Origin of the sequence: Streptomyces yunnanensis, from assembly GCF_029011865.1 — a bacterium.
Taxonomy (GTDB): domain Bacteria; phylum Actinomycetota; class Actinomycetes; order Streptomycetales; family Streptomycetaceae; genus Streptomyces; species Streptomyces yunnanensis.
The window spans coordinates 7,492,872-7,513,119 of record NZ_CP095749.1; the positions used below are offsets into that span (position 1 = coordinate 7,492,872).

Sequence of the window (20,248 nt, forward strand, 5' to 3'; positions counted from 1 at the left end):
AGGCAGACGCGCATGGGCACGAGCGTGACCATCTCGACGGCGACCGACGACGACGGCGAGCAGATCCTCAAACTCCAGTACCTCTGTTACCAGGCCGAGGCCGCGCTCTACGACGACTACGGCATCGAGCCGCTGACCCAGACGCTGGACTCCCTGCGCGCCGAACTCGCCGAGGGCTGCGTCATGGTGGCCAGACTCGGCCGGGAGGTCGTCGGGTCGGTGCGCGGCACCGTGGACGCCGACGGCACCGCGAAGATCGGCAAGCTGATCGTGCACCCCCGGCTCCAGCGGCACGGCCTCGGCGGCCGGCTGCTGGCGGCCGTCGAGCGGCGGCTGGCCGAGGAGCGCTCCGCCAAGCGCTACCGCCTCTTCACCGGCCACCGCAGCGAGGGCAACCTCCGGCTCTACCGCAACCACGGCTACGCGCCGGTCGGCACCGAGCAGCTGACCCACCGGCTGAGCCTGGTCACCCTGGAGAAGGAGCCGAGCGCCGCGCCGTGACCCGGGACCGGGCCCGCGTCCACGGCGGGCCCGGACGTCCGACCGTGCGCTACGCCGTCGCCGTACGGGCCCGGCGCAGCCACATCAGCCCGGTGACCGGCAGCGCGACCGGGATGAAGAGGTAGTCCATGCCGAAGTACGACCAGACCGTGGAGTCCGCGAACGCCGCCGGGTCCACCAGCGTCCAGGTGCCGATGCCGACCACCCCGATCAGCTCCAGCGCACAGCAGGCCACCGCCGCCCGCCGGGCCCCCTCACCGCCGCGCACCAGCGAGAACGTGATGAAGCCGTAGACCAGCGCGGAGACCGCCGACAGCAGGTACGCCAGCGGGGCGCGGTCGAACTGGGCGATCAGCTGGTAGAGCGAGCGGGACGCGGCGGCCACGGTGAAGACGCCGTAGAGGGTGACCAGCAGCCGCCCCGGGCCCGCGCCCAGCTTCGTGACCGGATCCCGGCCGGTGTTCTCGTCCGCGGCACCGGCCGCCGTGGTCCTCGGCGCAGTCTCAGGCACTGCCGCCTCCCCAGATGTCGAAGAGCCGTACTTCCAGAACGGCCAGCACCACGGAGCCCGCGGCGACGGTGGCCGAGCCCCACCGGGTGCGCTCGGAGAGCGACATGAACCCGGTCGCCGGGACGCACGCGGCCGCCCCCAGCAGATACGCCAGGAAGAGCGCGGTGCCCTTGTCCGGGTGCTGCCCGCGCGCCAACTGCACGACGGCGACGGCCAGTTGGACGACGCACAGCACGGACACCACGGCCATGCCGATGAAGTGCCAGTCCTTGGTGGGTTCGTTGCGGTACGCGGCGAGGCCGCACCAGGCGGCCAGCGCGAGAGCGGTCACGCCGACCGCGAGCGTCAGCGCGTCGATCACCGCGGCCTCCGGGCGAGGCGGCCGCGCGCCGTGGGGTTGTGGGGCATGCGCCCGATGCTAATCGGCGCCGGGCCGGGCACCGCGTCCGGCCCCGCCGCGGCCGGACGCGGCACCCGCCGGGACGGGCGCCGCCCCGGCGGCCGTGGCGTTGGCCACAGCCCGCCCCGCACCGCACCGGCCGACCGGGCGCCGTGCCCCCGCCCCGCCGGCGGCATCCGCGCAGGCCACGCGCGGACCGGCCGAGATCATCCGGGGCGGGCGGGGCCCGGTCCAGGCTCCGGTCGCCGCCGTCCGCTATACGGACAGGCTTGATCGGGCCACACCGCTGTCTGGTTTACTGACCGCCATGACCACGACGAGCAGCCGCACCCCTGCGACCGAGGCGCTTCCCGCGCCCGGTGCTCGTTGCATGTGTCGAATGTGTGACCGCTGAGGGCCCCCGTCCGAGCCTCGCGCCCCGAAGCGAGACCTCCCGCCATGAGCCGAACGTCGCACCCCGGCGCCATCGGCCGCCCCGCGTCACCGGAACCAGGAGCCGGGCCCCGCGCCCACCGCCGCTCCCCGTTTCCCCCTGCCGCACTCGCAAGAATGCCCCGTGCCCGGCGGGCCAGCCGCCGAGCACTCGACAGTGACGGAATTCCCCTGTGATCACCACAACGGGCCTGACCAAGGTCTACCGATCGGGAGGCCGTGAGGTCACCGCCCTGGACGGCGTCGATCTGCACGTCCGAGAGGGCGAGGTGTACGGCGTCGTCGGCCAGAGCGGCGCCGGCAAGTCCACCCTCATCCGCTGCCTCAACCTCCTGGAGCGCCCCACCTCCGGCACGGTCACCGTGGCCGGCCAGGACCTCACCGCCCTCGGCGGACGGGGGCTGCGCGCGGGCGCCGCGCTGCGCGCCGCGCGCAGCCACATCGGCATGGTCTTCCAGCACTTCAACCTGCTGTCCTCGCGCACCGTCCAGGACAACGTCGAACTGCCCCTGGAGATCCTCAAGGTCGGCCGCCGCGACCGCGCCGCCAAGGCGCTGGAACTCCTGGACCTGGTCGGCCTCGCCGACAAGGCCGACGCCTACCCCGCCCAGCTCTCCGGCGGCCAGAAGCAGCGCGTCGGCATCGCCCGCGCCCTGGCCGGCGACCCCAAGGTGCTGCTCTCCGACGAGGCCACCAGCGCCCTCGACCCGGAGACCACCCGCTCCATCCTGACGCTGCTGCGCGACCTCAACCAGCAGCTCGGCCTCACCGTCGTCCTCATCACGCACGAGATGGACGTCGTCAAGACCATCTGCGACTCCGCCGCGCTGATGAAGGGCGGCCGGGTCGTCGAGCAGGGCACCGTCGCCGAGCTCCTCGCCACCCCCGGCTCCGAGCTGGCCCGCGAGCTGTTCCCGGTCGGCGGCGAGCCCTCCGCCGAGGACCGCACCGTCGTCGACGTCACCTTCCACGGCGCGGCCGCCACCCGCCCGGTGATCTCCGAGCTGGCCCGCACCTACAACGTCGACATCTCCATCCTCGGCGCCGCCATGGACACCATCGGCGGCAGGCAGGTCGGCCGGATGCGCATCGAGCTGCCCGGCCGCTTCGAGGACAACGTCGTGCCCATCGGCTACCTGCGCGAGCAGGGCCTCCAGGTCGACGTCGTCGACGGCGCCGCCGCCGACGCCGCCCCGGCGACCACCCCGCTCCAGAAGGAAGATGCCAAGTGAGCTGGAACGACATGCAGCCGCTGCTGTACGACAACACCCTCGACACCCTCTTCATGGTGTGGTGGTCCACGTTCTACGCGGTCCTCATCGGCATTCCCGTCGGCGTCCTGCTCCACCTGACCGACCGCGGCGCGATGCTCCAGAACGTCGTGGTCAACAAGGTCCTCGGCGCGATCGTGAACATCGGACGGTCCTTCCCGTTCCTGATCCTGATCGTGGTGCTGATCCCCTTCACCCGGCTCGTCGTCGGCGTCTCCATCGGCCCGACCGGCGCGGTGGTGCCGCTCGCCATCGCCGCCATCCCGTTCTTCGCCCGCCTGGTGGAGGCCGCGCTGCGCGAGGTCGAGCACGGCCTGGTCGAGGCCGCCCAGGCGATGGGCGGCGGCACCTGGACCGTCGTCTTCAAGGTGCTGCTCCCGCAGGCGCTGCCCGCCCTGATCGCGGCCGTCACCACCACCGTCATCACGCTGATCGGCTACTCGGCGATCGCCGGCGCGGTCGGCGGCGGCGGACTGGGCAACCTCGCCTACACCTACGGCTACCAGCAGTACGAGACCTCGCTGATGATCATCACCGTGGTGGAGCTGATCCTGCTGGTCACCCTCGTCCAGCTGCTCGGCGACCTGATCGTCCGCCGGCTCGCCGCCCGCGGCACCCGCTCCTCCGCCCTGCGGGTCGGCCTGCGCCGGGTCCGCACCGAGGAGCCGACCCGGGTCACCGAGGCCGCCTGACCCCACGCACCACCCGCGTCACCCGCATCCCCAAAGCCCGGACCCTTTGCCGGGCGCAGCCCACACGGATCCCCGTGTGCACAAGAAAGAGGCACTCTTCGTGCGTAACACCATCAAGACCACCGTGGCGATAGCCGCCGCCTCCGCCGTCGCCCTCGGCGCGAGCGCCTGCAGCGCCCCCTCCGACGTCAGCGCGAGCGGCGACAAGGGCGACAAGAACGCCCCGCTGGTCATCGCCGCCAGCCCCACCCCGCACGCGACGATCCTCGACTACGTCAAGGAGAAGCTGGCGCCCCAGGTGGGTCTCAAGCTGGTCGTCAAGACCTTCAACGACTACAAGCTCCCCAACAAGGTCACCGACGACGGCCAGGTCGACGCCAACTTCTTCCAGCACAAGCCGTTCCTGGACACCTTCAACAAGGAGAACGGCACCCACATCGTCCCGGTCGTGAACGTCGAGATCGAGCCGCTGGGCGTCTACTCCAAGAAGATCCACAAGCTCTCCGACCTCAAGGCCGGCTCCACCGTCTCGGTGCCCAACGACCCGTCCAACGAGGGCCGCGCGCTCAAGCTGCTCGCCGAGAACGGTGTGATCACCCTCAAGCCCGGCGTCGGCTCCGACGCCACGCTGACCGACGTCAAGGACAACAAGGGCATCAAGATCACCGAGCTGGAGGCCGCCCAGACCGCGCCGCGTCTCGCCGACGTCGACGCCGCCGTCATCAACGGCAACTTCGCGGTCGGCGCCCACCTCAAGCCCTCCAGCGACGCGCTGGCGCTGGAGAAGGCGCAGGGCAACCCCTACGCCAACTTCCTCGCCGTCAAGCAGGGCAACGAGAACGACCCGCGGATCAAGAAGCTCGCCAAGCTCCTCAACTCCGACGAGGTCAAGAAGTTCATCGAGGACAAGTACAAGGACGGCTCGGTCATCCCGGCCTTCGGTCCCGTCAAGGGTTGACGCCCCGATACCGGGAGGCGGGGCGCGTCCCCGCTCCACGCGGCCGCCCCACCGTGCCTCCCTTTCCTCTCCGCGCCGCCCGCCCCTGCCACAGGGGTGGGCGGCCGCGGTCACGGGCCCCGGCCGCGCCCGCCCGCGCGGACGGGGCCCGGGCGCGTGGCACGCCCGCGGGCCCATGCTGCATGCTGGTGCATTCAAGACGGTCAGGACGGCCCCGGCCGCGCGGTGCACACGGCCCGCGACATCCCGGGGCACCCCAGTCAACGGCGTTGGAGCAGCGGCATGACATCCACCTTTCCGGACATCTCCCTCAGCACGGACCGGTTGGTGCTGCGCGCGCTCGACGAGGACGACATCCCCGCCCTGGCCGCGATGATGAACGACGAACTCGTCGCCGCCTGGACCGCGGTGCCCCAGCCGTACACCGAGGACGCCGCCCGCACCTGGGTCACCGCGTACGCACCCACCGAACGCATCGCCGGCCGCGGCCTCGACCTCGCGGTCACCGAGTTCCTCACCCAGCGCCTGGTCGGCATCGTCCAGCTCGGCCACACCAACTGGCGGGTCCGCTCCACCGAGATCTCCTACATCGTCGCCTCCTGGGCCCGCGGCGAGGGCTACGCCTCCGAGGCGGCCCTCGCCACCGCCCGCTGGCTCTTCGAGGACCAGAAGTTCGAGCGCCTGGAGCTGCGCACCGCCGCCGGCAACACCGCCTCCCAACAGGTCGCCCAGAAGATCGGCTGCATCAGCGAGGGCGTGCTGCGCAACGCCTGCATAGCCCGCACCCGTGCCGACGACGGCGGCTGGACCGACGTCCGCACGGATCAGATCCTCTGGAGCCTGCTCCCCGAAGACCTCGACGGGCCGCCCGCCCGGACGGTCGACGCCAACGGCTTCGCCTACCCCGAGTGGAACTGACCGCGCGGCACCTCCCACCCCCGGTCGCCGGGGTACCCTCGGCCTGCCGGACGGCGGCCGGGCCCGCCCCGACCAGCGCGGACCGGCACCCCGCAGCACCCCCGGACGGCGGCCACCGCACCCGTCAACCGCCCCAGGAATTCCCACCAGCCCCAGGAGACTGACGAGTATGGCCGACCGGGTCACGGTGATCGGATGGGACGGCTCGACGCTGACCGCCGCCGGCCGCTCCGCCCTCGCCGCCGCGACCCTCGTCGCCGGTGCCGCCCACCACCTCGCGCTGCCCGAAGTCCCGCCGGCCGCCGAACGGATCCGGCTCGGCAGCGCCACCCTCGCCGCCCGCCGCATCGCCCAGCACCGCGGCACCGCCGTCGTCCTCGCCGACGGCGACCCCGGCTTCTTCGGCGTGGTCCGCACCCTGCGCGACCCCGAATACGGCCTGGAGGTCGAGGTCGTACCGGCCGTCTCCTCCGTCGCCGCCGCCTTCGCCCGCGCCGGCATGCCCTGGGACGACGCCCAGATCGTCGTCGCCCACAGCCGCGACCTGCGCCGCGCGGTCAACGTCTGCCGCGCCCACCCCAAGGTCGCGGTGCTCACCTCGCCCGGCGCCGGACCCGCCGAACTCGCCCTCCTCCTGGAAGGCGTGCACCGCACCTTCGTCATCTGCGAGGACCTGGGCACCGAACGGGAACGGGTGACGGTCCTCACATCCGACAAGGTCGCCGACCACGTCTGGCGCGACCCCAACGTCGTCATCGTCGTCGGCGGTTCGCCGTCCGGCGCCGCCGCCCAGGGCACCGGCTGGATCGCCGGAACCCCCGGCAACGCCGCGGGCCACCCCACCGGCCCGCGCGGCTGGGGACTTCCGGACCGCGCCTACGGCGGAGCACTCGGCGAGGGCGAGGCCGTCCAGCTGCGCACCGCCCAACTCGCCCGCCTCGGGCCGCGGGTGGGCGACCTGGTCTGGGACATCGGGTCCGGCAGCGGGGCCGCGGCGGTCGAGGCCGCGCGGTTCGGCGCCGCGGTCATCGCGGTCGACGCCGACCCCGACGCCTGCGGCCGCGCCACCGCCCTCGCCCGCCGGTACGGCGTCCAACTCCAGGCCGTGCACGGCCTGGCACCACAGATCCTGGAGGACCTCCCGGAGCCCGACGTGGTGCGCGTCGGCGCCGGGGGAGCGGCCGTGGTCGCCGCCTGCGCGACCCGTCGCCCCGAACGGATCGTCACCCACGCCGCCACCCGCGACGAGGCCGAGGCGCTCGGCCGCGCCCTCGCCGACGGCGGCTACGAAGTCGAGTGCGCCCTTCTGCAGTCCGTGGAACTCGACACCTCCGTCTGGGTCGAACGTGAACGCTCTGTGGTGTTTTTGCTGAGCGGCTATCGCGTTCCTCACCCGTGACCAGGAAGGCCACCCGCGCGCGGTAGGCTGGCGGATCGTTGCGCCGCCGTTCCGCGTTCGGCTTCGTACGCCAATATCCGGAAATTGCCGTGGTTTTGGACGAAAATGAAGCACTTGAGTGCGGACGTGCCGGGAGGCGTGCTCGCTCGTTCTCGCTATCGGGGCGTCGGTGCGCACCGGTCGGCGCGTCGCACGAGCGGTTGGAAGGAGCACTAGCAGTGGGCGAGGGGTACGCATGACCGACACCGGCCAGGTCCCGGGCCAGGGACAGCCGGAGAACGCAGGCGGACACCGCGGGCAGCCGCAGGCCGTTCCCACCCCTGCCGACCCCGGACCCACCCAGCACCCCGGCGACTATCCCTACCTCGGCCCGGCCGACGGCGTCGTCGAGGACGACGACCTGCTGATGCCCGGTGCCCAGGGCGCCTGGAGCGAGCAGGGCGCCCAGCAGATGCCGCAGCCCGCCCAGCCGCTTCCCCAACCGCAGGCCGTACCGCCGCAGCAGGCCGTGCCGTTCGACCCCGCCGCCGGCGACCACGAGAGCGGCGGCCGGGACACCGGCGCCGTCGACCTCACTGCCGTCCGCGCCCCGCAGCCCACCGTCCCGCAGCAGGTCCGCGCGCACGCCGGCGAGCAGACCGCCGCCGCGCCCCGCCGCCCGCTCCACATGGGCCCGCCGGTCCCGGACGCGACCGGCGGCGTGGTCCGTTCGCTGGCCGACCGCGGGCCCGCCGAGGCGCCCCAGCAGGCCGTCCGGCAGAGCGCCCGCCCGACCGGCGGCCCCGAGTACCTCGACGTCCCGGCCGAGACCCCCCAGCCGGTACCGCTCCCCGCCCAGGAACAGCCCGCCGCCGCGCCGGCCGTCGAGCCGCAGCCGGTTGACGACGGGTCGGCCGCCGCGCAGGCCGTGCCCGCCCAGCCGTTCCCGGAGCAGGCCGCCCCCGTGGACACCGCCCACCAGGAGTCGCCGGCCGCCCCGGTGACGCCGTACGGCCAGCAGCCCTACGAAGGCCAGTTGTACGCCGAGCAGTCCTACGGGGCAGCGGGCCAGGGCCCGTTGCCCGGCCCGCAGCTGGGCGAGATCCCGTCCCATGTGCCGGCCCAGGTACAGCCGTGGGGCGAGGCGTCCGCCCAGGTCGCCGCGGTGCCCGTCGCGGAGCCGACGGCCGCCCCGGTCGCCCCGGCCGGCGGCGAAGCGGTCGCGCCCGAGGCACAGCCGCCCGCCCAGGAGGGCACGCCCGCCGAGCAGCCCACCGCCGAGCAGCCGCCTGCCGAGCTGCCCGCCGACCAGCCGACGGCCGAGCAGGTACCGGCCGCGCAGCCGCAGGAGCAGCCCGCGCCGGTGCCCACCGAGGTCGCGCCGGCCGTCGCCGAGGACGCCGCCGCCCCGGTCGTCGCGGAGCCGGTCGAGACCGACCCCGCCGCCCAGGCGCAGGCCCCGGCGGCGGAGCCCGCTGCCGAGCAGCCGCAGGCCGTGGACGCGCCCACCGAGGCCGTCGCCGCCCCGGACCCCGCCGCTCAGCAGCCCGCCGCCGAGCAGCCCGCACCGGAGCAGACCGCCCCCGAGCCGGCCGCCGCCGCGCAGCCGGTCGCGGACCCGCCCACCCCGGCCCAGGCCGCGCCGGAGGCCGCTCCCGAGCAGCCCGAGGCGGCGGCGCAGGAGGCCGCGGTGGCGAGTCCGGAGGCCGTCCAGCCGCCGGCCGCCGAGCCCCAGCCGGCGCCGGCGACCGCCGAGGCGCCCCAGGCCCCGCAGGACGCGGCCCAGCCCGAGGCCCAGCCCGTGGTGGAGCAGCCCGCCGAGCAGCCGGCGGCCGACGCCCCGGTCCAGGCCCCGACGGCGGATCAGCCGCAGCCCGAGGCCCCGGCCGAGCAGCCCGCCCCCGAGGCCGCCACCCCGGCCGCGCAGCCCGAACCCCCCACCGCCGAGGGCCAGGCCACCGCGCCGCAGCCCGTCGAGGACGGCACCGTGGCCGAGGTCGAGCAGGCCGCCGTCGAGACCGAGCCGGCCCCCGTCGAGGTCGAGCCGGCCCCGGCGGACGCCACGCCCGCCCCCCAGGAAGCCGACGCCGCGCCGGCCCCGGAGCAGACGCCCCGGCAGCCCGTCATAGAGGCAGTCGCAACGCCGTCACAGGACGCCGGACAGCCGGAGCCCACCGCCCCCGAGGACGCCGCGGGCCGGCAGCCCGCAGAGGAGGCGGCGACACCGCAGCCCGCCCCCGAGGACGCGCAGCCCGCGCCGGCCGCCGACGCCGCCCCGGAGCACCCCGGCGAGCCGGCCGAGGCCCCCGCCCCGCCGGCCGCCGACGAGACCGCCGACCAGGCACCCCTGCCCGCCGCGGCGGCCCCCGCCCCGCAGGACCCCGCCCAGGCGACCCCCGAGCCGGCCGTCGCCGCGCCGCAGCCCGCCGCCGACCAGGCAGCGCAGGCCCCCGAAGCCGACCCCGTCGCCGCCGAAGCCCGCCCGCACGAGCAGGACGACGCCCAGCTCGTCGAACACGCCGAGGGCGACGACACGCACCCGGCCGAGGCCCCTGCCGCCGAGCCGGCGCCCGCCACGGCCCCCGCGCCCGGCTACGACGACTCCGAGCGCGCCGCCGTCCACCGCGTCATCCGCGAACGCCGCGACATCCGCAACGGCTTCCGCTCCGACCCGATCCCCAACGAGGTCCTGCTGCGCGTCCTGGAAGCGGCCCACACCGCCCCCAGCGTCGGCCACTCCCAGCCCTGGGACTTCGTCGTCATCCGCTCCGACGAGACCCGCGGCAAGATGCACGAGCTCGCCATGCGGCAGCGCGACGCCTACGCCAAGTCGCTGCCCAAGGCCCGGGCCAAGCAGTTCCGCGAGCTGAAGATCGAGGCCATCCTCGAAACGCCGGTGAACATCGTCGTCACCGCCGACGCCACCCGCGGCGGCCGCCACACCCTCGGCCGGCACACCCAGCCGCAGATGGCCCCGTACTCCTCCGCGCTCGCCGTCGAGAACCTCTGGCTCGCCGCCCGCGCCGAGGGCCTGGGCGTCGGCTGGGTCAGCTTCTTCGACGAGCGGGAGATGGTCCGCGAACTGGGCCTGCCCGACCACCTGGAGATCGTCGCCTACCTCTGCGTCGGCTACGTTGACGAGTTCCCGGACGAGCCCGAACTGCTCCAGGCCGGCTGGTCCAAGCGCCGCCCGCTGTCGTGGGTCGTCCACGAGGAGACCTACGGACGCCGCGCCCTGCCCGGCGAGGACCCGCACGACCTCCTCCAGGAGACCCTCGCCGGCATCCGCCCGCTGGACGCCAAGGCGCTCGGCGAGGCGTGGGAGCGGCAGAAGCGGATGACCAAGCCGGCCGGCGCGCTCGGCATGCTGGAGATCATCTCCGCGCAGCTCAGCGGCCTGTCCCGCAAGTGCCCGCCGCCCATCCCGGAGCCGGCCGCGGTCGCCATCTTCGCCGGCGACCACGGCGTGCACGCCCAGGGCGTGACCCCCTGGCCCCAGGAGGTCACCGGCCAGATGGTCGCCAACTTCCTGGGCGGCGGCGCGGTCTGCAACGCCTTCGCCAACCAGGTCGGCGCCGAGGTCTGCGTGGTCGACGTCGGTGTGGCCGGCGACCTGCCCGCCACCCCCGGACTGCTGCCCCGCAAGGTCCGCCCCGGCACCGCCGACTTCACCCAGGGCCCGGCGATGACCCAGGAGGAGGCCCTCAAGGCCATCGAGGTCGGCATCGAGACCGCCCGGGACCTCGTCGCCGCCGGCAACAAGGCGCTGCTGACCGGTGAGATGGGCATCGCCAACACCACCGCCTCGGCCGCCCTGATCGCCGTCTACACCGGCGTCGACCCGGCCGAGGTCACCGGCCGCGGCACCGGCATCAACGACGAGACGCACGCCCGCAAGGTCGAGGTGGTCCGCCGCGCCCTGGAGTTCCACCAGCCGGACCCGGCCGACCCGATCGGCGTCCTCACCGCCCTCGGCGGCCTGGAGCACGCGGCCATGATCGGTCTGATCCTCGGCGGCGCCTCCCTGCGCACGCCGGTGATCCTCGACGGCGTCAGCGCCGGTGCCGCCGCCCTGGTGGCCCGGGCCATCGCCCCCGAGGCGCTGGCCGCCTGCATCGCCGGCCACCGCAGCGCCGAGCCCGGCCACGTCGCGGCCCTCAACAAGCTGGGCCTGCGCCCGCTGGTCGACCTCGACCTGCGGCTGGGCGAGGGCACCGGCGCCCTGCTCGCCCTGCCCGTCGTGCAGAGCGCCGCCCGCGCCATGCACGAGGTCGCCACCTTCGACTCCGCCGGAGTCACCGAGAAGAGCTGACACCGGGGCCGACCCCAGCCGAGGCCGCCCCGCATGACCCCCGGCCCGCAGCCCCCTGCCTGTCGGCGCACCCCCGTCTGTCGTCCCTCCGGGCGCACGGCGGGAGCGCGCCGACAGGCCCTAGGCTGTGGGCTGGGGCCGTAAGCTCCCACGGGCACGCCCCGAAGGGCCGCACCACCCCTCAGCCGCTCCGGCGCCGCAGCGACTGAACGGTCGTCGAATTCGCACCACCGCACAAGGAGCCCACCCCACCATGGCCGAGCCTGCTGCCGAACACGCTGCCTACCCCGTCGGACTGCGGCTGTCCGGCCGCCGTGTGGTCGTCCTGGGCGCCGGCCAGGTCGCCCAGCGCCGGCTCCCCGCGCTGCTCGCCGCGGGCGCCGACGTCCTGCTGGTCTCCCCGTCCGCCACCCCCTCCGTCGAGGCGATGGCCGACGCCGGCGAACTCCGCTGGGAGCGCCGCCGCTACCGCGCCGGCGACCTCGACGGCGCCTGGTACGCGCTGATCTCCACCGACGACCCCGAGGCCAACGCCGCCGCCTCCCAGGAGGCCGAGGAGCGCCGCGTCTGGGCCGTCCGCTCCGACGACGCCGAGGCCGCCACCGCCTGGACGCCGGCCACCGGCCGCAGCGAAGGCGTCACCGTGGCCGTCCTCACCGGCCGCGACCCGCGCCGCTCCGCCGCCGTCCGCGACGCCATCGTCGAGGGCCTGCGCGACGGCAGCATCGCCGCCCCGCACCACCGCCGCCCGCACACCCCCGGTGTGGCGCTGGTCGGCGGCGGCCCCGGCGACCCCGACCTGATCACCGTCCGCGGCCGTCGGCTGCTGGCCGAGGCGGACGTGGTCATCGCCGACCGGCTCGGGCCGCGCGACCTGCTCGCCGAACTCCCGCCGCACGTCGAGGTCATCGACGCCGCCAAGATCCCCTACGGGCGGTTCATGGCCCAGGAGGCCATCAACAACGCCCTGATCGAGCACGCCAAGGCCGGCAAGGCCGTGGTCCGCCTCAAGGGCGGCGACCCGTTCGTCTTCGGCCGCGGCATGGAGGAGGCCCAGGCGCTCGCCGACGCGGGCATCCCCTGCACCGTCGTCCCCGGCATCTCCAGCACCATCTCCGTCCCCGGCGCCGCCGGCATCCCCGTCACCCACCGCGGTGTCGCCCACGAGTTCACCGTGGTCAGCGGCCATGTCGCCCCGGAGGACGAGCGTTCCCTGGTGGACTGGGCGGCGCTCGCCAAGCTGCGCGGCACCCTCGTCGTCCTGATGGGCGTGGAGAACAGCGGCGCCATCGCCGCCAAGCTCATAGAGTGCGGCCGCCCCGCCGACACCCCGGTCGCCGTCGTCCAGGAGGGCACCACCGCCGCCCAGCGCCGCGTGGACGCCACCCTCGCCACCCTCGGCGAGACGGTACGGGCCGAGGGCGTCCGCCCGCCGGCCGTCATCGTCATCGGCGAGGTCGTCGCCCTGACCCCCGCCGCGCCCGCCCAGTAACCGGACCGCTCCCCGGCATAGGCTCCTCGACACCGACAAGGCACTATCTCCCCGTGGCAGAAATCATCACCGTCGATGACCCGGACGACCCGCGGCTGCGCGACTACACCGGCCTCACCGACGTCGAGCTGCGGCGCCGCCGCGAACCGGCCGAAGGACTCTTCATCGCCGAGGGCGAGAAGGTCATCCGCCGCGCCCGGCACGCCGGCTACGAGATGCGCTCCATGCTGCTCTCGGCCAAGTGGGTCGACGTCATGCGCGACGTCATCGACGAGGTCCCGGCCCCGGTCTACGCCGTCAGCCCGGACCTCGCCGAGCGGGTGACGGGCTATCACGTGCACCGCGGCGCGCTCGCCTCCATGCAGCGCAAGCCGCTGCCCACGGCCGCCGAACTCCTCGCCGGCACCCGCCGGATCGCGGTCATGGAGGCGGTCAACGACCACACCAACATGTGTGACACAGCATCATACCCAAGGGCGCAAGGGGCTCTGACCTGCGAAAACGTGGCGCCACCTCGCCGGATCGCCCTCCTGGAGGGCATCGTGGACCACGCGAACCTGGGCACGGTGTACCGAAGCGCTGCCGCCCTGGGCATCGACGCTGTGCTGCTGTCCTCTGACTGTGCCGACCCGCTCTACCGGCGGGCCGTGAAGGTCTCCATGGGCGCGGTGTTCACTATCCCCTACGCCCGACTTGAACCTGGCCCTCGCGCCCTTGAGGTGGTGAGGGAAGCAGGCTTCAAAATGTTGGCATTGACGCCCGACGTGAAGGCAACACTGCTCGACGAGGTCAACCAAGAGGAACTCGGAAAATTCGGAGTGATGCTGGGTTCTGAGGGGCACGGGCTCTCGCCGAACTGGCTGCGAGCCGCCGATGAATGGGTACGTATTCCCATGTCCCACGGAGTTGACTCCCTCAACATCGCTGCTGCGGCAGCGATCAGCTTCTACACGCTGCGGTGATCAACTGGCCCAGTAGGGCGCGCCGGGGGATTCGTCATTGCTGTCGGCGTTCAAGGGACGTCCGTCGTGCGAGGCTCCACGAGGGCACAGCTCATGAAGCCTCGTACTGCATACGTGGCTAGGGCCTGTCCGGCGGATCATGCCGGACGGCCCACTGGCGCTGAATCGCTGTAGCGACCCGCCAGGCAAGGAGCTAGATGGATCAGGTTGGGACCGTCGATAAATGCCTCGACACCGGTCGTGGTGATCGGGGACGCTTCGCGCGATGACCAGAATCGATGACACGCCGCCCGCGTGGGACGAGCATACCCAGCTCACCACCTTTCTCGACTACGCACGTGACACCGCCCGCGCCAAGTGTGATGGCGTCTCTGCGGAGAACGCCCGTAAGGCGCTCCTGCCGGGCTCACCGCTGATGACGATGAGCGGAGTGATCAACCACCTCCGCTGGGTCGAGTACTACTGGTTCCAGGTGGTCTTCCTCGGCGAGGAAGACCGGGCTCCCATGACGGATGAGGACCCCGACCGCGAGATGCGTATCGCCGTCGACTTCCCGCTCACGCAGTTGCTCGACGAATACGCGGAACAGAGCGCCCGCTACCGCGAACTGGTCGCCGGGAGTGGCCTGGACAAGCAGGCCCAGCGAGCCATCCGCGACGGTCTCCATGTCGACCTGCGCTGGATCCTCCTCCACCTCACCGAGGAGATCGCCCGCCACAACGGCCACTTGGACATCCTGCGCGAGATGCTCGATGGCACCACCGGCGGCTAGATCCGGCGGAGATCACGGGCGGAGCCAGAGTCGGATCGAGGCGACGGTGACAGTGCCGTGGAAGACGTAGCCGCGTTTGTCGAACCGCGTGGCCACGGCCCGGGAGTTCTTCAACGCGTTGATCGTCCGCTCGACTTCGTTCCTTCGCTTGTAAATCGTCTTGTCGAAGCCTGCGGGTCGACCGCCCTTGCTGCCCCTTCGTTGGCGGTTGGCCCGCTGGTTCTTCGGTTCAGGAATGGTGTGCTTGATCTGGCGTCGTCGCAGGTAGCGGCGGTTGCGACGGGAGGAGTACGCCTTGTCGCCGCCGAGATGGTCGGGCCGGGTGCGCGGGTGGCCGCCACCGAGGCGGCCGACGCGGATGCGTTCCATGACCGGGATGAGCTGCGGCGCGTCGCCCCACTGACCCGGCGTGATCAGCAGGGCCAGCGGGCGGCGCCCACCCTCCCCGGCCAGGTGGATCTTGCAGGTCAGGCCGCCCCGGGAGCGTCCAAGTCCCTCATCGGGACGGTGCTGCCGGGGCGTGCGTCTTTTCCCGGCACTCGTGGCGGTTTCCTACGAGCCCCGGCGGCGTGCTGATGGGCCCGGCAGGAGGTCGAATCGACGCTCACCATTGACCAGTCGATCCGGCCTTCCGCATCGGCGTCGGCCAGGACAGCCGCGAAGAGCCTGTCCCATGTGCCATCCGCCGACCAGCGTCGATGCCGCTCGTACACGGTCTTCCATCTACCGAAACGTGCAGGCAGATCCCGCCACGGCACCCCGGTCCTGTTCCGGTACAGGACCCCGTTGATGATCCTGCGGTGGCTGGCCCAACGACCCCCGCGCTGCCCGGACTTCGGCAGATGCGACTTCAGTCGGGCCCATTCTTCGCTTGTCAGATCTCCCCGCCCCATGAGCATGCCAACGAGCCATGGTCGAGGCGGTCACATGATCCGCCGGACAGGCTTAGTCGGATGTTCCGTCGGTGGCGAGATGCACCTCCGCTTCGAACCTCTGTGCAATGTTGATGAGCGCTGCGCGCCGAGCTGAACTGCCATTGCCTTCAACGTCACTGAGCACGACGCCCTTGTGCTCTTGCGAACGGAGGTCGTTCAGGAGGCCCAAGTACCGATCATGCTCACCTACGGAATCGCAGGACTCTACGACCTGGAGGGCGGCGGCTACGACCGCGTGGCGCTGGCGCTGATGCACGCCATCGCCGGCGATTCCGGACGGCGGCTGATCCTCGACGTCTGCAACGGGACGACGGTGCCACAGCTGGCGCCGGACGCGATCGTGGAGACGGTCTGCGAGGTGACCGCCAAGGGGGCCCGGACGCTGTCCTGCGCGCCGCTGCGAGAGGGGGGCCGGGGGCCCGGTAGTACTCGCCGAAAGAACAACGAAGTGCCATCTGACCTGCTGAAATGCGGTGCGGTCGTCACTTGACGGGTCCGGCAGGCCGGGGCAGTTCAGGTGTTGTGGCTGCCATGGCGAGCGCGAGTCGGCCACCTTTCAGCTCGGGCACGTACTTGTAGATCGTGTTCCGGGAGACGCTGAGGAGCGGGGCGATCGAGGTGACGGTGGTCTCGGGCCGGGTGAGCAGGTCGCGTGCGTGGCGGATCCGTTCTTCGGTCATGGCTGGCGGGCGGCCAAGCCGTGCGTCGCGGTCACGGGCCGCGTCCAGGCCCTCGTGGATGCCCTGGACGATGAGTTCGCGGATGTACTCCGCCAGGGCGGCGAAGACGTGGAAGGCCAAGCGCCCGCCGGGTGTGGTCGTGTCGAGTGTCTCGTGGAGCGAGGTGAGGCCGACGCCGCGCTTGCGAAGGCAAGCGACGATGGCGATGAGGTCCTGGATGGAGCGGCCGAGCCGGTCGAGGGAGGGGACGACGAGGGCGGGTAGTCACCGCGGGGAACGGTGAGGCGTACGTCGCCGAGTACGGCGAGCCTGTGTAGGCGTCCCGGTTCGTGGGTTCGGCCTCTGCGCCGGGGCCGTACCCGAGGATCCCGGGTGGGACCTTCCTCGGCCGCCTGCTCCGTTGCGGGTGCCGGGGCGGTCAGGAGAAGTGGCGGACGTAGATGTGCGACTTGCCTTTGGTGTCGCCGGGCATGATGTCGCCGGCCGTGGACTGGAAGACCACGTCGTGCCCGTCGGCACTTACCGCGTCGGTCTCGGCCGAGGCGGGCTGGTTCGAGACGACCGCGTCGGTGCCTGTTTGCAGGTCGCGCAGCGTGAGCGACGGTCCGTTCGTGTCGTTCGGGGCGTACAGCAGGTAGCGGCCGGTGGGATCGATGGCCACGCCCCGCACATTCGGCACCAGTTGGGCGGTGCCCGAGCGCACGTCGTAGACGTAGGTGTCGGAGCCCGAGAGGTAGACGACCTTGCTGCCGTCCTTGCTGAGCTGGACCAGTGACGCCCCCTCGGACGAGTCCTCGATCGGGCCGGAGGTGGTGCCGCTGGTCCGGTCCCACACGAAGACCTCGTTCGCCTCGCCGTCCTGGTAGGCGACGTAGCGGCCGTCGCCGCTGATGGACGGCCGCGACGGGTAGGTGTGGTCGAACTCGGCGACGGTCGCCTTGGTGCCGCCGGTGTTCCAGTCCTGAACCTCGATGGTCTGGTGCTCGGGCAACGACGGTCGCTTGATGAGGATGGCCAGGGCGGTGTGCTGGCCGTCCGCGCTCAGCGACGGCTGGTTGCAGCTGTAGGCCGAGCAGTTGGCGGAAGCCGTCCTTCCCGTGCTCACCTGATACTGGCGAACCCGTACGTCTCTCATCCACTTCACCGTATAGGCGACGTATTCCCCGTCACCGCTGATCACCGGGGGCTGGAGCGGGGTCAGGTCCCCCATCCGCTTGAACTGCCCCGTCCTCTGGTCGCGGACGTACACCCTGTCGCGCCCCGTCGTGCCGTTGGGCGTGAGGTTCTGCGCCGACGACGAGAAGACGGCGTGGCGGCCGTCGGACGTGATCGAGGCGCCGGCGGAGTTGTCGTCGGCCAGGGTGCCGTCGGCCGCGACACTGATCCTCTCGACACCGGCTCCGAGGCCGCCCGCCACGGCCGTGGGCTCGGCCGAGGCGGCGGCGGGCAGCACCGCGGTGACCGCGCAGACCACGACCGCCGCGCTCAGGGCGGCCCCCACCCGTCTGGCGGTGCTTCGGTTCGCGTTGCTCCTCATTTTCCCCCCAGAAAGGACACAGTCTCTCCTCCAGTTCGCTACCAGAGGACCACAGGGATCCAACCGCGATGGCACTGTAGGGTCAATGCGTACATGACATATCGAGAGGCGCATTCCGGCCACATCAGCCGGGCCGACCTTCGCCCGTGCCACCAGAGCGTGACCTCCGCGAGCCTCGCAAGAAACGGCGTGCTTCGCCTGTCGACCCAGCTCACAGCACCCAGACGTCCCGAAGGAGAGCGGGAGGAGCACTTTCGGCGGTACGCGGCTACCTTCGCCGTCCCCCGTGTCCCCATTCGGTGAAGAAGTCCCGGAACCGGCGGCGGGCAGTCTGGTCCACGGGGTAGTCGCCGTTGCCTTCGTCCGTATGGCCGATCACCGTCCAGCTCACTGCGGAGACCGCGGGTTCCAGTGACAGCCGGCTGACGGCCGCTTCGAGAAGGGAGTCATCACGACGCTCGGTGGTGAGTTCCGCAGCAACGGTCACTTTGTCCTCCTCCGCGAACACCGAGCGCAGCCGGAAGCCAGGCCGGGCGACGGCCTGGACGACCAAGGCTCTGATGTGCGCCTCCTCCGCCTTGGTGCACACGGCCTCGAAGTAGTAGTCGGTGACGACCTCAGCGCCGCCGCGCGGCACCTGGTCCAAGTGCCGACCCAGCGGTCGCAGCAGCAGGTTGGCGCACACCACCGCCACCGTGCCGAGCCCCGCAAGGACGTACAACCCCGTACCAGCCAGAGCGCCTACCGCAGCCGCACACCACAGCGTGGCCGCGGTATTGAGCCTGCGCACGCTCAGCCCATCCCTGATGATGACACCGGCACCGAGGAAGCCGATATCGGAGACGATCTGAGCCGCGACCCGCGAGCCGTCATAACCGACAGTGCTGGTGGCCTGCGCGAAACCGTAGTTGGACAACAGGACAAAGAGCGCGGACCCGGCGGCCACCAGTGCGTTCGTCCGCAGCCCAGCCATCCGGGCCCGCCACTGCCGCTCAAGGCCGATGACAGCGCCGAAGCCTCGGGGGTGTACGCGCTCCCCTTCCACCCCCGAGGCGGCAAGTCGTTCGGGTCACTGGTGACCAGCGGCTCCCGGAGAGTGTTTGACGATGTTCAGGTGTTCCGCATGCCAGCCGTTCTCGTCTTCCACGGGCACGTAGGTCACCCGCAGCCCTTCGACGACGAAGGTTCCGTCTTCGATGGCGCGGCTGTCCACCCTGATCTCGCGGTCGTCGTCCCCGTCGATGTATCCCACGCCTCGGGCCTGGTTGTACCACCGGACGACACCACTGACCCTGTCAGCCATCTGTTCGCCTCTAACTTTCCCAATTGCGCAAATGGTTTACTGTCGCGGATGTCATTCCCCTCCTGATGCCGTAGGCACCCTGCCCCGATGCATCAACTTCGCCACAGTCGACCACTGTTGCCCGACAGTCCCGCCTCGGTGCCCCCATAGCGGTTCAGGGGCACCGCTTGTCGGGGCTCCTAGGCCCTGTCCGATGGGTCAGACCGTCGCGCGAGTGGCGACGGGTCGGCCGGGGATTGGCCCTCATGCCAAGCGGCTCGGACGCAAATGGCCGACGCCGAGCGTGCTGAGGTCGCGGTGCCCGTCCTCAGTGAGGGAGTGAAGGGCTGGCGCGCGGGCGGGCAGCATCGCATCGCGATACTGCCTGCGCTGGTCGACAGTCGATGTGGAGGCTGCGGGCTTTTGCCTGCCACACCGGCAAGGCGGCGAACCGCGAGGAAGTGCCGGCCAGGTGATCGGTGGGCCCTTGGTGCCTGCGAAGCGTGCGCGCTGAACGCGTTGGCCGGAGGTCAGCTGCCGGCTCTGAGGGCGTCCAGGTGCCGTCGCAGTACCTGCCGGAGCAGCTTGGATGGATAGCGGTCCGGCAGCAGCGTTGCCTGGAGGGTGAGGCCGTCGAGGAGGGCGGCCAGCCGCGTGCTTTCCAGTTCGATGTCCATGTTGCCTGGCAGCCCGCCGGCGCGCCGGGCTTCGTGCAGCACGCGCGTCATCAGGGTGTGCAGGTCGGCTTGCATCTCGGCGGCGCAGGGCCGCAGTTGAGGACGGGTGTGTGCGGCGGCGGTGAAGGCGAGCCAGAGCGCGGACTCCTGGCGGCGGGCCTCGTCCAGGGGGAGGAACTCGGCCAGGAGCTCTTCTGTTCCGGCCCGGCGGTCGGTACTGCCGTCGGGAGTCAGGAGCCGCTCGGCATGGATGCGGATGCGGTCGCCGATGCGCCGGCTCAGCTCCCTCATCGTGAAGGTCATCAACTCGTCGTGGTCGGCGAAGTAGTGGCGGACCGAACCGATGGCGAGTCTGGCTTCATCGGCGACGTTGCGCAGCGACGCATGCTCCAGCCCCTGCCGGGCGGCGACGGACAGGACGGCCTGCGCCACTGCCCTGCGGCGGGCTACGGGATCGACGATCTTCGGCACGTTGCCCTTTATAGCACGGCCGAGCTAATATTTTTTAGCGTAACCGTGCTATAAAGATGGGTGGTAT

General features: G+C 72.1%; 18 protein-coding genes and 2 pseudogenes. 11 read left to right on the plus strand and 9 right to left on the minus strand.

The genetic code is table 11. The features are described 5' to 3' along the window. Positions 1-12 precede the first annotated feature (12 nt). Positions 13-501: a GNAT family N-acetyltransferase gene (locus MOV08_RS32710; RefSeq protein WP_275309907.1), complete on the plus strand. Its 489-nt coding sequence runs from the start codon at positions 13-15 to the stop codon at positions 499-501. Between the two features lie 49 nt (positions 502-550). On the opposite strand, the gene MOV08_RS32715 is transcribed toward MOV08_RS32710, so the two are convergent. Then, complete coding sequence (locus MOV08_RS32715) at positions 551-1,012, minus strand: hypothetical protein (RefSeq protein WP_275309908.1); 462 nt, start codon at positions 1,010-1,012, stop codon at positions 551-553. After that, positions 1,005-1,373 (minus strand): hypothetical protein, encoded by a 369-nt coding sequence (locus MOV08_RS32720; protein ID WP_275309910.1) that lies wholly within the window; start codon positions 1,371-1,373, stop codon positions 1,005-1,007. Before MOV08_RS32720 ends, MOV08_RS32715 begins: the two co-directional genes overlap by 8 nt. A gap of 644 nt (positions 1,374-2,017) precedes the next feature. Between MOV08_RS32720 and MOV08_RS32725 the strand changes: the two genes are divergently transcribed. From MOV08_RS32725 to MOV08_RS32765, 9 genes are all read left to right on the plus strand, one after another. Beyond that, positions 2,018-3,076, plus strand: a complete 1,059-nt coding sequence (locus tag MOV08_RS32725) for a methionine ABC transporter ATP-binding protein (RefSeq protein WP_275309911.1) — start codon at positions 2,018-2,020, stop codon at positions 3,074-3,076. Next, on the plus strand, positions 3,073-3,807 hold the full coding sequence (locus MOV08_RS32730) for a methionine ABC transporter permease (protein WP_039637961.1): 735 nt from the start codon (positions 3,073-3,075) through the stop codon (positions 3,805-3,807). Before MOV08_RS32725 ends, MOV08_RS32730 begins: the two co-directional genes overlap by 4 nt. Positions 3,808-3,907: 100 nt before the next feature. Then, positions 3,908-4,765: a MetQ/NlpA family ABC transporter substrate-binding protein gene (locus MOV08_RS32735; protein WP_275309912.1), complete on the plus strand. Its 858-nt coding sequence runs from the start codon at positions 3,908-3,910 to the stop codon at positions 4,763-4,765. Between the two features lie 282 nt (positions 4,766-5,047). Beyond that, positions 5,048-5,683 carry a GNAT family N-acetyltransferase gene (locus MOV08_RS32740; RefSeq protein ID WP_039637962.1) on the plus strand — a complete coding sequence of 212 codons (636 nt, stop codon included), beginning with the start codon at positions 5,048-5,050 and terminating at the stop codon, positions 5,681-5,683. Positions 5,684-5,852: 169 nt separating this feature from the next. Then, a complete protein-coding gene (gene cbiE / locus MOV08_RS32745; protein WP_039637963.1) occupies positions 5,853-7,082 on the plus strand; it encodes a precorrin-6y C5,15-methyltransferase (decarboxylating) subunit CbiE in 1,230 nt (409 codons plus the stop codon). A gap of 235 nt (positions 7,083-7,317) precedes the next feature. Continuing rightward, positions 7,318-11,373: a nicotinate-nucleotide--dimethylbenzimidazole phosphoribosyltransferase gene (gene cobT / locus MOV08_RS32750; RefSeq protein WP_275309914.1), complete on the plus strand. Its 4,056-nt coding sequence runs from the start codon at positions 7,318-7,320 to the stop codon at positions 11,371-11,373. Positions 11,374-11,626: 253 nt separating this feature from the next. After that, a complete protein-coding gene (gene cobA, locus MOV08_RS32755; RefSeq protein ID WP_275309915.1) occupies positions 11,627-12,865 on the plus strand; it encodes a uroporphyrinogen-III C-methyltransferase in 1,239 nt (412 codons plus the stop codon). 53 nt (positions 12,866-12,918) lie between these two features. Further along, on the plus strand, positions 12,919-13,827 hold the full coding sequence (locus tag MOV08_RS32760; RefSeq protein WP_275309916.1) for a TrmH family RNA methyltransferase: 909 nt from the start codon (positions 12,919-12,921) through the stop codon (positions 13,825-13,827). A 265-nt stretch (positions 13,828-14,092) separates the two neighbouring features. After that, on the plus strand, positions 14,093-14,599 hold the full coding sequence (locus MOV08_RS32765) for a DinB family protein (RefSeq protein WP_275309917.1): 507 nt from the start codon (positions 14,093-14,095) through the stop codon (positions 14,597-14,599). A gap of 12 nt (positions 14,600-14,611) precedes the next feature. Here the strand turns inward: MOV08_RS32765 and MOV08_RS32770 are convergent. Then, positions 14,612-15,492 (minus strand): IS5 family transposase gene (locus MOV08_RS32770; RefSeq protein WP_275311966.1). Its coding sequence is split into 2 segments (ribosomal slippage): positions 14,612-15,129 and positions 15,129-15,492, totalling 882 coding nucleotides; the frame shifts between segments, so codons are not numbered across the junction. A gap of 175 nt (positions 15,493-15,667) precedes the next feature. On the opposite strand from MOV08_RS32770, the pseudogene MOV08_RS32775 reads away from it, so the two are divergent. Then, positions 15,668-15,952: pseudogene (locus MOV08_RS32775) on the plus strand (family 4 glycosyl hydrolase); the annotation flags it as partial. Between the two features lie 64 nt (positions 15,953-16,016). On the opposite strand, the gene MOV08_RS32780 reads toward MOV08_RS32775, so the two are convergent. The 6 genes and pseudogenes from MOV08_RS32780 to MOV08_RS32805 form a co-directional block, all read right to left on the minus strand. Continuing rightward, a complete protein-coding gene (locus MOV08_RS32780) occupies positions 16,017-16,274 on the minus strand; it encodes a helix-turn-helix domain-containing protein (RefSeq protein WP_275311967.1) in 258 nt (85 codons plus the stop codon). Further along, positions 16,251-16,460, minus strand: a pseudogene (locus MOV08_RS32785) (recombinase family protein); the annotation flags it as partial. The pseudogene MOV08_RS32785 and the gene MOV08_RS32780, both read right to left, overlap by 24 nt. A gap of 172 nt (positions 16,461-16,632) precedes the next feature. Beyond that, positions 16,633-17,715: a TolB-like translocation protein gene (locus MOV08_RS32790; RefSeq protein ID WP_275309918.1), complete on the minus strand. Its 1,083-nt coding sequence runs from the start codon at positions 17,713-17,715 to the stop codon at positions 16,633-16,635. Between the two features lie 304 nt (positions 17,716-18,019). Then, the gene (locus tag MOV08_RS32795; RefSeq protein ID WP_275309919.1) at positions 18,020-18,796 is read right to left on the minus strand and encodes an MgtC/SapB family protein; all 777 of its coding nucleotides are present in this window, start codon (positions 18,794-18,796) and stop codon (positions 18,020-18,022) included. 24 nt (positions 18,797-18,820) lie between these two features. Next, positions 18,821-19,003, minus strand: a complete 183-nt coding sequence (locus tag MOV08_RS32800) for a hypothetical protein (protein WP_338057253.1) — start codon at positions 19,001-19,003, stop codon at positions 18,821-18,823. 560 nt (positions 19,004-19,563) lie between these two features. Then, positions 19,564-20,181 (minus strand): TetR/AcrR family transcriptional regulator, encoded by a 618-nt coding sequence (locus tag MOV08_RS32805; protein WP_275309922.1) that lies wholly within the window; start codon positions 20,179-20,181, stop codon positions 19,564-19,566. Positions 20,182-20,248: the final 67 nt, after the last annotated feature.

Bases quoted from the DNA above. Each gene is read 5' to 3' on its own strand.
- MOV08_RS32710 (WP_275309907.1), top strand. From the start codon at position 13: ATGGGCACGAGCGTGACCATCTCGACGGCGACCGACGACGACGGCGAG.
- cobT (WP_275309914.1), top strand. From the start codon at position 7,318: ATGACCGACACCGGCCAGGTCCCGGGCCAGGGACAGCCGGAGAACGCA.
- cbiE (WP_039637963.1), top strand. From the start codon at position 5,853: ATGGCCGACCGGGTCACGGTGATCGGATGGGACGGCTCGACGCTGACC.
- MOV08_RS32765 (WP_275309917.1), top strand. From the start codon at position 14,093: ATGACCAGAATCGATGACACGCCGCCCGCGTGGGACGAGCATACCCAG.
- cobA (WP_275309915.1), top strand. From the start codon at position 11,627: ATGGCCGAGCCTGCTGCCGAACACGCTGCCTACCCCGTCGGACTGCGG.
- MOV08_RS32740 (WP_039637962.1), top strand. From the start codon at position 5,048: ATGACATCCACCTTTCCGGACATCTCCCTCAGCACGGACCGGTTGGTG.